Source organism: Tolypothrix campylonemoides VB511288_2, from assembly GCF_045999855.1.
GTDB classification, from domain to species: Bacteria; Cyanobacteriota; Cyanobacteriia; order Cyanobacteriales; family Nostocaceae; genus Scytonema; species Scytonema bouteillei_A.
This window is the reverse complement of record NZ_JBFPMW010000002.1, coordinates 278,572-291,663: the sequence shown is the minus strand read 5'-3', so window position 1 is coordinate 291,663 and position 13,092 is coordinate 278,572. Positions and strand designations below refer to the sequence as shown.

Here is a 13,092-nt window from a genome sequence, read left to right as displayed (position 1 = left end):
GAATAGTTCTATATTCTCAGATTTTATAACTAAAGGTAGTAGATTTTTTAGTAATATTAACATACCTAATAATATTACCGGGCATTTCCCAATCCATAGATTCTACTAAAAACAACATGACGATTTCACTTAATAAATTACTACAATTGTTAATTCTGACACTGATATTTCCTTTATTTTTTCTTAATGGATGGCTCGCATTTAGATTTTTTCAATACTTTCAACCTATTGTCACAACTCTGGTCTTAGCAACTCTACTAGCTTTTATTTTAAATTACCCAGTTTCCATTCTAGAAAAACAGGGAATTAAGCGTAATTATGCAGTTACATTAGTTTTTATCATTACTTTAATTATTTTATTGGCTTTGGGTTTGACATTGATCCCTATTATTTCACAACAATTCTATGACATGGATAATCTGCTTCCAGAATGGATTAATTCTGGAGAACAAAAATTTCAAATTTTTAATAACTGGACAGTTAGCCACGGGTTCAACTGGAATTTCAATCAAATATTTACTCAAATAGCAAATCGTTTACCTGATGAATTAGAGTATCTTGTTGATAAACTCTTTAGTCTTGTCATAGAAACAATTGATAGTATTTCGGAAGCTTTAATTACTATAGTACTAACTTTCTATCTTTTATTGGATGGTGGAAAAATCTGGGAAGGAATATTTAAAAAGCTACCTTTGACTTTTGGCCAACAACTGAAACACTCAGTTCAGCGAAATTTTCAAAACTACTTAATCGGTCAAATAGCATTGGCTTTGTTGATGGGATTTTCACTGACTGTAGTATTTCTGCTTCTCAACGTTCAGTTTGCTTTACTCTTTGGTTTGGGAGTGGGAATTTTAAGTTTAATTCCTTTTGGTGATGTTGCAAGTCTTGCCATAGTGACTTTAATAATAGTGTCGCACAACTTTTGGCTAGCAGTTAGGGTTTTGGGTGTTTCTGTGGTTGTAGACCAAGCGATCGATCAAGCGATCGCACCTCGACTTTTAGGTAGTTTTACTGGATTGAGACCGATATGGGTTTTAATTTCCTTGTTAGTAGGAACATATATTGGTGGAGTGTTGGGATTATTAATTGCTGTTCCTGTAGCTGGCGTAATTAAAGACGCTGTTAACGGTTGGTCATCCGTATCTGATTATTCTCAGAATGAGATCGAGGGTAAAGAATTGGCAGAAATAAAGGAGAGTTAATTGCTAATTGCTAATGGCTAATTGCTAATGGCTAATTGCCCTCCCTTGTATCTCCTTACGGAGACGCTTCGTATCGCGAAGCTATGACCTTAAGGGCTATACGCCAGTCGCCAGGGTGCGGGAAACCCACCGGAGCACGCCGATCTTACCATTAGCCATTAGCCATTAGCCGTTAGCCATTAGCAGTAAATCAATCTATCATAGAAGTCGCTGTCCCACCAGGATTGCCCAATTTATCTAAATTCTATGGATCTCAATCACCTACTGATTTGGTTAGTGTGTCTGTCGTGTGTTTCAACCATAGTGAATGCAGCACTTATTTCTGCTAAAAACAATCGTGGTTGGATTGCAATCTCTGTAGTTGTCTTAAGTGTTACAGCAATCAGTGCTTACGCTACACCAGCCGCAGCTGGCTTGATTGGTGGGTTTCTGTGGGTGATTTTAATAGTCGCACCTAACATTGGTAACAGAAAAGTCGATCAACTGAGCGCCCAACAAAATTTTGGTCAAGCCAGTAAATTAGCTAAATTTATTTCCCTGTTACATCCTGCAGATGGCTGGCGAGAACGACCAGAATTGTTACGTGCTCTAGAATTGGCGCAGAATGGGAATTTTGCTGAAGCGAGTGCAATTCTAGAGCGTCACAAAAGCGCTCAAACACCGACTGGTCGCTCTGCGATCGCAACTTTATATCAAATAGAAGGTCGTTGGGAAGACTTGTTGCTATGGGTACAGGATAATTTATCAGCTGAAACGTTACGTAAGGACTTCGATACACTAAACAGCTACTTAAGAGCGCTTGGGGAAACTGGCAACTTAAATAGTATGCTTTTAACCTGGGAACGCTACGAACGCACTTTTGAGAAAATACTTAATATAAGAACGCGAAACCTCGCACGTTTGTTTGTTTTTGCCTTTTGCGGTGAAACACAACAAGTCATGAAATTACTTAGCAGTTCGCTATTTAACTATTCTGATACTATTAAAATATTTTGGCTAGCAACGGCTGACCAAGCAGCAGGAAAAGACATAATTGCTCGCGAGCAATTTTTAAGTATAAGTGATGGCAGCGATCTTCGCATCCAAAAAGCAGTCGCAAGACGTTTATCCAATCCTGTTGTTGAAGCTGAAACGGTTTTAACTGAGAGAAGCAAACAAATTTTATCTAGAATCAGTACTGAAATGGAATCTGAAGCTAGATATAACGGTAGAGTTGGTGTTAAGCCACGCCAACCATTTGCCACCTATCTTATTATCGGTTTAAATTTACTGGTCTTTGGTCTTGAGGTGAAGCTCGGAGGAAGTACTAACCTTGATAATTTATATAATTTAGGTGCGTTAGTTCCTAAAGAAGTCGTTGCGGGAGAATGGTGGCGTTTATTCGCTGCTGCTTTTCTTCACTATGGTTTTTTGCACCTTGCACTTAATATGCTAGGTCTTTATTTGTTTGGTCGTTTGGTAGAATTTGCGATCGGACTTCCTCGATTTGTTCTGTTATATTTTACCAGTGCGATCGGCTCCATGCTAGCTGTAACCTTTATGTCACTTAAAGGTTATTCTCAGACAAATTTTGCAGTTGGTGCTTCTGGATGCGTCATGGGGCTTGTTGGTGCTTTTGCTGCTATTTTGTTACTTGACTGGCAAAGGAAAAAAACGCGCATTGCTGCTAGAAGTTTGCGAGGAATTATTACACTGATTGTTTTGCAAGTCATTTTCGATTTAACAACACCACAGATTAGTTTTGTTGGTCATACTTCTGGCTTAATTGTTGGATTTTTCGTAGGGCTGCTTTTGAAGAAAATCTAAGGGAGAAGACATATTTGAGCTATGTATACTATATGAAGTCGATGTATTAATTTTGCTTGGCAACAATCTTTCTAAAGACGCGCTGTTTGAAGTGTCTCTACATATCTGAAACAACCTTAACCAAGCAGTCTTGAGTCCGCGCAGGCGGACTTGGTTTGTATAACCGCGATTACGAACATCGCTAGGCTAAAAAGAAAAAAATTCCCTGGTATTGCTACCAGGGTTAAGATTTTGTACCATTTCACCAAATGTTTACCTTGATGGACCTCTAAAAATTCCCTTGCTTGGCAAGAGTTGAGAGGGTCTTTAAATGCTACCAAAAAGTCTGAGTATGAAGGATAAAGGTTTTTTATACTTTATCCTTTACACTTATCCTTTAATTAGCCAAGATTTGCAAGTAACAACTCTCGACTTTGAGACTTCGTAACTTTTACTTGTCCGTCGTCATCAACATCAACGTTGGCTGTATCGCCTTCTGCAATCTCCCCGGAAAGCATAGCCTCAGCAAGTGAATCTTCTAGCAGGCGCATAATTGCCCGACGTAACGGTCTAGCACCATAACTGGGGTCATATCCTTCCTGTATAACGCGCTCTTTGAAGCGATCGCTCACTTCCAGACTAATTCCTTTCTCGGTCAAGCGGCTGGCAACTTCGCGCAACATAATGTCGGCAATTTGCTTGATTTCGTCTTTCTTCAACTGAGTGAAGACGATGATTTCATCAAGACGGTTGAGGAACTCGGGACGGAAGAAAGATTTTAATTCTTCATTTACCAAGCTGCGGATGCGGTTGTAGCTTGCTTCGGCTGCATCGTCTGCAAACTGGAAGCCTAAGCCACCGCCACCTTTCTCAATCACCTTGGAACCAATGTTAGAGGTCATGATGATCAGCGTGTTCTTAAAGTCTACGGTACGACCTTTAGCATCAGTCAAGCGACCATCTTCTAAGATTTGCAGCAGCATATTAAATACATCGGGATGTGCTTTTTCAATTTCATCAAATAGCACTACCGTGTATGGTTTGCGACGTACTGCTTCCGTCAGTTGTCCGCCTTCGTCAAATCCCACGTAACCGGGAGGCGAACCGATCAGCTTGGAAACTGTATGGCGCTCCATGTATTCGGACATATCTAGCCGAATCATTGCATCTTCTGAACCAAAGAAGTAGGAAGCCAACGCTTTGGTTAATTCTGTCTTACCAACTCCCGTAGGACCGGAGAAGATAAAGCTGGCAATGGGTCGGTTGGGATTTTTTAAACCAACTCTTGCACGACGGATGGCTCTAGAAACTGCAGTAACTGCTTGCTCTTGACCGATCAAACGCTGGTGTAAAGTATCTTCTAAGTGCAACAGTAATTCAGATTCGGATTCGGTCAGCTTGTTAACGGGTACGCCAGTCCAAGAAGCAACAATTTGAGCAATATCTTCTTCATCAACAATAGGGCTATTGACAGCCTTATCATTTTGTGATATCTCTCTTAACTGTGCCTCAAGCTCTAACTCGCGATCGCGCAGTTCCCCTGCCTTATCAAAATCTTGCATCCGAACCGCTTCGTCTTTGGATTTGCTGACTCTTGCCAACTCTTTCTTAATCTCGCGATTTGCGGGGTTTGAAGAATAGCGAAGGCGAACGCGAGAACCAGCTTCATCAATCAAGTCAATAGCTTTATCGGGTAAAAAGCGATCGCTAATGTAACGATCTGACAACTTAGCTGCAGCTACCAACGCTTCATCAGAGATTTGAACTCTGTGGTGGCTTTCGTAGGCAGAACGCAAACCATAGAGAATTTCAATAGTTTCCTCTACCGATGGTTCACCTATCATAATCGGTTGGAAACGACGCTCAAGAGCGGCGTCACGCTCAATGTGCTTGCGATACTCATCAAGAGTTGTTGCACCAATGCACTGGAGTTCACCTCTAGCCAGTGCTGGCTTGAGGATATTCGCAGCATCCATACCGCCTTCAGTACCACCAGCACCAACTAAAGTGTGAATTTCATCGATCACCAGGATGATATTACCGGACGAGCGAATTTCATCCATGATTTTCTTCAAGCGTTCTTCAAAATCGCCACGGAAGCGAGTCCCCGCCACCAGTAACCCCATATCGAGGCTGATGACTTGCTTATCTTGTAGAATATCAGGTATATCTTGATTGACAATACGTTGAGCGAGACCTTCTGCGATCGCCGTTTTACCAACTCCTGGTTCGCCAATTAAAACGGGATTGTTCTTCGTGCGACGACCCAGAATTTGAACTGCACGCTCAATTTCTTTCTCACGACCCACAACAGGATCGAGCTTACCTTCTTTAGCTAGCTTGGTTAGATTTTTACCAAATTCCTCTAAAGTGAGAGACTGGTTGCGGCGTTGACCGTTGCTGCTACCAACGCGACTTCCAGAAACCGATGTCGCTTCGCCTAAATTGCGAATCACTGCGGTACGGACTTGTGAGAGATCCAGTCCGAGATTTTGCAGGACTTTAGCGGCGACACCTTCACCAGCCTCAGTCAACCCTAACAGTAAGTGTTCGGTACTGATGTAGTTATGTCCCAGACTGCGAGCTTCCTTAAACGCTTGCTCAAACAGGCTTTTCACTTTGGGAGTGAAAGGAATTTCCGGGGGGACAAAGCCAGAGCCCCGACCAATAATTCTTTCTACTTCGCGACGTGCATCTTTGAGAGTAACGCCCAAGTCGGTCAGCACTTTGGCAGCAACCCCTGTTCCTTCGCCAATCAAACCCAAGAGAATTTGCTCCGTGCCTACGAAGTTGTGCCCCAGGCGACGCGCCTCTTCCTGGGCTAGCATAATGACTTTTATAGCTTCAGATGTGAAGTGTTCAAACATAGCGGGTACTTGCTCCCTTGCTGCTTGGGCTTCGGGTGATGTAACTCACCCTCACCTGAACATTTGTTTACTTTACTTAATGACAATGTATCTTTATTCAAAGGTGACTGACAGTAGTGAGACCCGTAAGAGATAAGGTGTATTAGCCGATGAGGTTAATCGTTAGTCGTTAGTGGTTAGTCGTTAGTGGTAATTTTTAAACAAGCGACTTCTAACTACTAACACTTTTTCATTGTAAATTTTATGAGTGCAGGAAACAAAGAGCAACAGCATCCTCTCTACAATCGCGATCGCCCCATCATCGACACTTTGCTAACTCAAGAGGCTACTGATTATAATTTAGCAGAATTAGCTAGATTGCGAATGCGCTATCAAGGTTTCCCTGGTGCCAGAGACATTCAACGGGATCTAAACCAGATTTTACAGCAATGGGGTCTTACCGAAGAACAATTGTTTGAGAAAACTCGCCAGTTGCACAGCCTTGGGGGTATTTACAAGAGTCGCGGCAAACGAGAAGAAGAAGATTGGAACTAGGAATGTGTGAATTTTGGATTGGCAATGAGGATTGGGGATTAGTACTTCTCCCTTGTCCCCAGTGTCTCCCCACTCCCCCTACTCCCCTCTCGTCTCACGATGCTGTCTGAGTTGTTTTAAAAGATTTTCTTGGGATGACGGGGAATGAGTAGACGTTGTAACTGATTCGAGTTGTTGAGGTGGTTGAGCGGGGAGTCGATCGAAACTTCTTATCACCTTAGGAGCGACATCATCAATGACGATTTGCTGCCGATCTACACTTGGAGTACCAGTTGTAAAGGTAATTGATGTTGGTAAAGCAGTTTTAACGGGACCGAGCTCGCTATCTAACGGAATGTTAAATGTCATCTGTGGTAACTTCGTAGTTGTGGGGGGAGTTCCAGTCTTGGAATTGTGAACGACAGCTTTGATGGAATCCAAAGTTGTGGCAACACGTATATCCTGCTGCATTTCTTGTGTGGAAGATACCAAGCTACTCAAACCATTAACAAGTTGTCTGAGATTTTGCCGAAAAGCTGGATCTCCTGTTAATTCGTCTAAATCCGATGTGATTTTCTGGGTATTCTCAAAGGTTACCCTTGCAGAATCTAGAGTTTGTTGCAGTACCAATAAATTGTTGGAATTGTTGAGAGTGTTGGTCACATCGCGCAAGTTGGCAGACGCTTGAGCAGCGTTTGCCGAGAGAGTTTCTAAATTTTGCAGTAATTGCCCTTGGGTAACGCGATTGACAGTAGGCGATAAGCTGCTGACTGTTTGACGCAACGCATTACTAGTTTCAGTAATATTATTTAACGCGGCAACTAGTGAAGAACGGTTTTCTCCAAGTGCAGTATCAAGGTTGTTAATCAGTTTATTAGCTTGATTGGCCGTTAAACGGATTTCCCTCGCTGTCTCACCAAATTGACTGGCTGTACCACTAAACTGCCCTACCGTTCTACTAATTTGGTTTAAGGTTTGGGTTGTGGATGACGTCAGTTGAGTTGTCGAGCGTTGAATTGTACCTGTCGTTGCGGAAATACCAATAATTTGTTGTTGTAAGCTTTTGCTTAAAACATTCAAGTTGCGGCTCAATTGAGCAACACTTTCTGCCGCCACTGCAGTATTTTCCACAGCTTTATTCACATTTTTATAAAATTGTGGATTAGTGTACAGGGTTGCTAAATCTGTTGTTGTGCGAATAAGTTCGTCAAGACTGATGCCAATTTGACCTTTTAACCGAGAACCATTACAAACAATGACCTGGGAATTGCAATTTTTGTCCAAGGGTTTAGTAGAATCCCCAGAGGGAATCAACTTTGTTCTTGGAGTAATATCAACAACACTTTCACTAATCAACCCTGATTGATTGGCTTCAACTTTCACATCATTGGGAATAACGAGGTTGGGATCGCCAATTTCAATTTCCACTTCAACATTATTTGGACCGGGTCTAATGTCGGATATTCTGCCTACTTTCACACCGCGATACCTAACAACTGCGCCTTTTTGCATTCCTCCAGCATTAGCAAATTCAACAATAGCTTTATAGGAATTGCGTGCAGCAGTCACTCTATTTAACCATACAAAAATTAGACCGAAGACACCCAATCCTAGTAAAAGCAATAGTCCTACAGAACCTTCTCGAAATGTTCGCGATCGCATATCAATTCTCCTCTCTATAAATTTTAGATTTTAAATCTTGGATGGAAGACCAATCGAAAATCCAAAATCCAAAATCGTTCTAGCCAATAACCTGAATTGGTCCAGTTACACTCCCGCTCATAAACTGTTTAATCAAAGGATGGTCTGTTTTATCCAATTCACTCACTGTACCTTGCCATTGCACTTTACCTTGATAGAGAAACACCAATCTATCAGCCGTGCGACGAATAGTGCTCTCTTGGTGAGTTACAATAGCATAAGTACCACAAACTCCTTGTGTACATTGCAAATGCCGGATTAAATCTTCTATCACCGTAGAAGCAATGGGATCTAATCCGGCTGTTGGTTCATCGTATAGCAAAACTTCTGGAGTGTCTTTAGGGTTATCGGGATTAGACATGATAGCACGAGCGAAACTAACCCGTTTTCTCATACCCCCAGAAAGTTCGGCTGGAAAACGGTCGCCTATTCCCCCCAACCCAACCATTTCTAATTTTTCATTAACCAGTTCTCGAACCCTCTGACGGGGAAGTTTTGAGTGTTGATAGAGTAAAAAACCTACATTTTCCTCAACTGTCAAAGAATCAAACAATGCTGCTTGTTGAAATACCATACCAATACCAACTGGATCTCTAGCATCTTCAATCAAACCCTCTCTTCGTTCTCCTTGTATGTAAATCTCTCCTTCATCGGGAGAAAGCAATCCAGCAATAACTCGTAGAATTGTTGACTTACCAGTACCGCTAGGACCAATAATTCCCAGTGCATCTCCTCGGTCAATCGTCAAATCTACATTATCTAGTACTTTATTGCTACCAAAAGACTTTGAAACGCCTTTTAGTTCAATTAATGGTTTGGTCATTGTTAATGTTTAGTGGTTAGTGGTGAACCCAGTCCTGTTGGTGGGTTGCCTGCGAGCGCAACTTCGCATCGCGTAGCGTGTGCTTTGCACGTAGGACACAGGAGATCCCCCTCACGAATACCCCTTACGGGCATAGCAGAAAGGCAACGCGTAGCGCGACGAGAGCTTCTCCGTAAGGAGATAGGGTTAGTAGTTAGTAGGAGGGCGCAAGCCGCCCCACCCGTACATGATTAGTGGTTAGTGGGAGATAAACTACTAACTACTAACTACTAACTACTAACAAAAATGGAAAATCTTGATGTCATAGTCATTGGAAGTGGTATCGGCGGGTTAACTGCTGCTGCATTACTTGCTCGTTATGGTAAGCGGGTCGTTGTTTGTGAAAGCCACACAGTTCCGGGAGGCGCTGCACATAGCTTTAAACGACGGGGGTTTGAATTTGATTCTGGCCCTTCATTCTATTGTGGGCTGACTGGTGCCAAGAGTTTAAATCCTGTCAAACAGGTTTTAGACGCTTTGGGTGAATCTTTACAAACTGTAGCTTATGACCCCCTCGGTCATTATCACTTGCCAAATATTTCTTTTCCGGTTTATAGCAATGCAGAACGTTATTGTGAAGAAATAGCCAAAACGACACCCCAAGGTGCTAAGGAGTGGAAGCGGTTTGCAGACCGCTTGCTACCTTTATACGAGGCGATGAAAGATATTCCTTCTTTGGCTTTAAGGGCTGATTGGCAGTTAGTACCCGTCTTAGTTGGGCAGTACTTACCGTCTTTATTGAAAATGTTACCTAACCTGCTGCTCGTGCAATCTTCTGTAGGTAATGTGATGGATGCAACAGTAAAAGATCCTTGGGTAAGGCAGCTGATCGATTTGGAATGTTTTTTATTATCTGGTTTAAAGGCACATGGCACTATTGCTCCTGAGGTCGCTTTCATGTTGGGTGAACGTTCCCGTACTCGTGTGGAGTATCCCATCGGTGGAAGTGGCGCAATCGTCAACGCTTTGGTTCGAGGATTCCAGCGTTGGGGTGGTGAATTGTTATTGGGTCATCATGTCGAGCGAATTCTTGTAGAAACTTGTGGTTCCAAGACGGAAGATGATGAAACAAACTACCCAGTACAACAAGAGCGGAGGCATTATGGAGCATCTCCACGTAAGGTTACTGGTGTGCGCCTCAAAAACGGTCAAACTCTCAAAGCACCCGTGGTTATTTCCAATGCCAGTCTTTGGAATACATACTCTCATCTGCTACAACCTGAAGATTTGCCTTCATCTTTCTGCCAAACAGCTTTAGGTACACCGGCTGTTGACAGTTTTATGCACTTGCATTTAGGCATTCATGCTGGGGATTTAGAAAATTTAACAGGGCATCATGTCGTTGTTCTTGATGGCGATCGAGATATGACAGCACCCGGAAATACCTGTATGATATCTATTCCTAGCGTATGGGATGCAACGCTAGCACCAGAAGGTCATCATGTCGTTCATGCCTATACTTTGGAACCTTTTACTGGGTGGGAACGGAATGATAGTTACGAACAAAATAAGCAATCAAAAGCACAAGCTTTATATCGAGCCTTAGAGCGAATTATCCCAAATATCAGGGAACGTGTCGTGTTAGAACTGATTGGCACACCTTTAACTCACGCTTATTATTTGCGGAGGTATCGCGGAACTTACGGTCCAGCCATTGAAGCGGGTAAGGGGATGTTTCCAGGACCGCAAACACCAATACCAGGTTTGTACCGAGTCGGTGATAGTACGATGCCTGGAATTGGTGTGCCAGCTGTAGCAGCGTCTGGTATTTTGTGCGCGAACACACTCGTTATGCCACGGCAAACACAGGAGTTATTGAAAAATTTATAAGAAAAACGTCTCTTAATTCTTAAGGTTGAGGTTCTTACAGACCTCAGCCACCCCATTTAAAACATTCTCTTAAGAGTTTCTTCAAAATTGTGTTTCCGAAATCGATGAATTGCTCGGTGATTCTAAGGATACAAACAATTAAAGGAAATAAATATGACTGCTGGTAATCAAGTAACTGCTTCTGCTCAACTTAACAAGCCAGTTCTTAAAGAAGGTTCTAAAGGTGAAGTTGTAAAAGAACTACAAAAGTTGTTATTACAATATGGTGCTTTTGTATTTCTTGGTCCTGATGGTGCTTGTGTATTTCCTGGTGAAGAAGTTATTGACGGCGTATTTGGTGCTAAGACGAAAAATGCAGTCATTCTCTTTCAAGGTAAGGTTTTTCTTGCACAAGATGGAGTTGTTGGCAACAAGACTTGGCAAGCACTTTTTAAAGGTGCGCCTGTTGATATGCCAATTCTGAAAAAAGGTAGCAAGGGTGAAGTCGTTAAGAAAGTGCAAGAAAGACTGTCACTCGCGGGTGACTATAACGGTGCTATTGATGGTGACTTTGGTAGTGGGACAGAAACTGCAGTAAAATCCTTGCAAAAACGTACTGGATTGCCTGTAGATGGAATTATCGGCGATCGCACTTGGTTCGAGTTAAGCAAAGTCAATACTGTGTTCTGCTAAAGGTGAGCAAGCTTAAAAAGTACATTGAAGCTCAAAAAGGGAAATAAAAACACGGGGCTTTAGCTCTACGGGTCGAGCTTTACCCCCTGCGTTTTAACCCTGCAGTAGTGTACACAAGTCTTCTAAGGTGCATTAAAAGCGGTTTCGATCCCCCCTAACCCCCCGATAAATTGGGGGGAACTTTATTCCAATTCTCCCTTTTGACGATGTTTCATCTCTTTTTTAGAGATCTGTACACCACTGTAGACGTTTTAACCAGGGATAAAGCTCGACCGTAATATGTTCTACAGTACTCAATCTACGCTCGATCGCCGATCGCTGCTAACCCAAGTCCGTACAACACGACCTTGGATCTGTTGACCGAACCAAGGCGTGTTAGTTGACAGCGTGTAAAGATTTTTCTTTTCGACTTTCCAGTTTGCTTGAGGATCGTATAGTATCATTTCTACTTTTTGCCCTGGTGCGATCGCACTGGGTTGTTGCTGCAAGCACTCTGCAGGACGGGTACTTAAAGCTCTCCACAATTCAACAGCTGTCCATTCCCCACTTTCCACAAGATACTGCCAGAGAAAAGGAAACGCTAATTCAAAACCAATTGCACCAGGTGGGGCTTCAGCAAAAGCTACAGTTTTTTCTTCATAGGTATAGGGTGAATGGTCAATAGCGATCGCATCGATGTCACCTGTTTTTACTGCTTGCCGCAAAGCCGCTAAATCTTGAGAGTTTCCTAAAGGTGGTTCCAATCGCAGACTCGGATCGTAACTTTTTACTGCTTTTGTATCCAATAAAAGATGCATCCAAGTTGTACTGGCAGTCACGGGTACGCCTCTAGCTTTTGCCGAAGCAATAAGTTCAACACTGCGAGCAGTAGAAACACGCATAATGTGTACTGGTACGCCTATAGGAGAAGCTAATTCTAATAAAGCAGCAATAGCAGAAGTTTCAGAACTCATAGGTATAAAAGGTAACCCCAACCGGATCGCATCTAAACCTTCCCTTACGACTCCATTTCCTTTTAACTCCGGATTGCAACAGTAAAAAGCGATCGGTTTCCCCAAAGGTTGGACATATTCCAAAACTCGCCGCACCAAGGCAAAATTTTCCCAAGGATGACCGTCTGTAAAACCAACTACCCCTGCGGCTGTTAGATCTGCCAATTCGGTCATCTGCTTACCAACGACTTTCTCAGTTATGGCACCCCAAAGATTCACAAGAGGAAGAGATATAGGGGAAGAAATGTCTCCTTGTCCCTCTAACATTTTGCTTTTCTGCAACAACTGTGCAACAACAGAGGGATCGTCAATAGCTGGGGATGTATCAGGTAATATATTAATTCTTGTAAAACCTCCAGCAGAAGCAGCTTGCATGAGAGAAAAAAGACTTTCCCTTTCTTCAAACCCAGGTTCTCCAGAATGACTGTATAAATCCACCAATCCCGGTCCCAGAATTAACCCCTGACAATTTTTGATATGGGTATCATTTGGCAGATCGGAAATGTTATCGGCAACAAACCCAATTACGCCGTCCTTAATCAGCACATCAGTAATGCGGTCAATCCCAGATACCGGGTCAATAACCCTGACTTGTTGTAGCAGTTCGCTTGTCATTTTACCTGTACGCTATTAGCTATTAGCTATCAGCTTGCATTTATTCAAAT

The 13,092-nt window shown here is 42.6% G+C and carries 9 protein-coding genes; 5 read left to right on the top strand and 4 right to left on the bottom strand.

Going from position 1 to position 13,092, the window contains the following annotated elements; genetic code table 11:
- The first annotated feature begins 116 nt into the window (after positions 1–116).
- Together AB0756_RS05660 and AB0756_RS05655 are read left to right on the top strand one after the other, a co-directional pair.
- Positions 117–1,205: an AI-2E family transporter gene (locus AB0756_RS05660; protein ID WP_038087336.1), complete on the top strand. Its 1,089-nt coding sequence runs from the start codon at positions 117–119 to the stop codon at positions 1,203–1,205.
- Positions 1,206–1,451: 246 nt separating this feature from the next.
- Positions 1,452–3,011 (top strand): rhomboid family intramembrane serine protease, encoded by a 1,560-nt coding sequence (locus AB0756_RS05655; protein ID WP_038087339.1) that lies wholly within the window; start codon positions 1,452–1,454, stop codon positions 3,009–3,011.
- A 380-nt stretch (positions 3,012–3,391) separates the two neighbouring features.
- On the opposite strand, the gene AB0756_RS05650 is transcribed toward AB0756_RS05655, so the two are convergent.
- Positions 3,392–5,857 (bottom strand): ATP-dependent Clp protease ATP-binding subunit, encoded by a 2,466-nt coding sequence (locus AB0756_RS05650; RefSeq protein ID WP_038087343.1) that lies wholly within the window; start codon positions 5,855–5,857, stop codon positions 3,392–3,394.
- Between the two features lie 243 nt (positions 5,858–6,100).
- On the opposite strand from AB0756_RS05650, the gene AB0756_RS05645 reads away from it, so the two are divergent.
- The gene (locus tag AB0756_RS05645) at positions 6,101–6,391 is read left to right on the top strand and encodes a DUF3288 family protein (protein WP_038087346.1); all 291 of its coding nucleotides are present in this window, start codon (positions 6,101–6,103) and stop codon (positions 6,389–6,391) included.
- A gap of 78 nt (positions 6,392–6,469) precedes the next feature.
- Here AB0756_RS05645 and AB0756_RS05640 read toward each other — a convergent pair whose 3' ends face one another.
- The gene (locus AB0756_RS05640; RefSeq protein ID WP_038087348.1) at positions 6,470–8,032 is read right to left on the bottom strand and encodes an MlaD family protein; all 1,563 of its coding nucleotides are present in this window, start codon (positions 8,030–8,032) and stop codon (positions 6,470–6,472) included.
- A gap of 79 nt (positions 8,033–8,111) precedes the next feature.
- Positions 8,112–8,894: an ABC transporter ATP-binding protein gene (locus AB0756_RS05635; RefSeq protein ID WP_038087351.1), complete on the bottom strand. Its 783-nt coding sequence runs from the start codon at positions 8,892–8,894 to the stop codon at positions 8,112–8,114.
- A gap of 285 nt (positions 8,895–9,179) precedes the next feature.
- Between AB0756_RS05635 and AB0756_RS05630 the strand changes: the two genes are divergently transcribed.
- Together AB0756_RS05630 and AB0756_RS05625 are read left to right on the top strand one after the other, a co-directional pair.
- Positions 9,180–10,763 (top strand): phytoene desaturase family protein, encoded by a 1,584-nt coding sequence (locus AB0756_RS05630; protein ID WP_038087354.1) that lies wholly within the window; start codon positions 9,180–9,182, stop codon positions 10,761–10,763.
- Positions 10,764–10,916: 153 nt separating this feature from the next.
- The gene (locus tag AB0756_RS05625; RefSeq protein WP_038087357.1) at positions 10,917–11,435 is read left to right on the top strand and encodes a peptidoglycan-binding domain-containing protein; all 519 of its coding nucleotides are present in this window, start codon (positions 10,917–10,919) and stop codon (positions 11,433–11,435) included.
- A gap of 293 nt (positions 11,436–11,728) precedes the next feature.
- Here AB0756_RS05625 and AB0756_RS05620 read toward each other — a convergent pair whose 3' ends face one another.
- Positions 11,729–13,042, bottom strand: coding sequence for a dihydroorotase (locus AB0756_RS05620; protein ID WP_038087364.1), 1,314 nt, complete (start codon positions 13,040–13,042; stop codon positions 11,729–11,731).
- Positions 13,043–13,092 lie beyond the last annotated feature (50 nt).

Bases quoted from the DNA above. Each gene is read 5' to 3' on its own strand.
- AB0756_RS05660 (WP_038087336.1), top strand. From the start codon at position 117: ATGACGATTTCACTTAATAAATTACTACAATTGTTAATTCTGACACTG.
- AB0756_RS05625 (WP_038087357.1), top strand. From the start codon at position 10,917: ATGACTGCTGGTAATCAAGTAACTGCTTCTGCTCAACTTAACAAGCCA.
- AB0756_RS05655 (WP_038087339.1), top strand. From the start codon at position 1,452: ATGGATCTCAATCACCTACTGATTTGGTTAGTGTGTCTGTCGTGTGTT.
- AB0756_RS05640 (WP_038087348.1), bottom strand. From the start codon at position 8,032: ATGCGATCGCGAACATTTCGAGAAGGTTCTGTAGGACTATTGCTTTTA.
- AB0756_RS05635 (WP_038087351.1), bottom strand. From the start codon at position 8,894: ATGACCAAACCATTAATTGAACTAAAAGGCGTTTCAAAGTCTTTTGGT.
- AB0756_RS05650 (WP_038087343.1), bottom strand. From the start codon at position 5,857: ATGTTTGAACACTTCACATCTGAAGCTATAAAAGTCATTATGCTAGCC.
- AB0756_RS05645 (WP_038087346.1), top strand. From the start codon at position 6,101: ATGAGTGCAGGAAACAAAGAGCAACAGCATCCTCTCTACAATCGCGAT.
- AB0756_RS05630 (WP_038087354.1), top strand. From the start codon at position 9,180: ATGGAAAATCTTGATGTCATAGTCATTGGAAGTGGTATCGGCGGGTTA.
- AB0756_RS05620 (WP_038087364.1), bottom strand. From the start codon at position 13,042: ATGACAAGCGAACTGCTACAACAAGTCAGGGTTATTGACCCGGTATCT.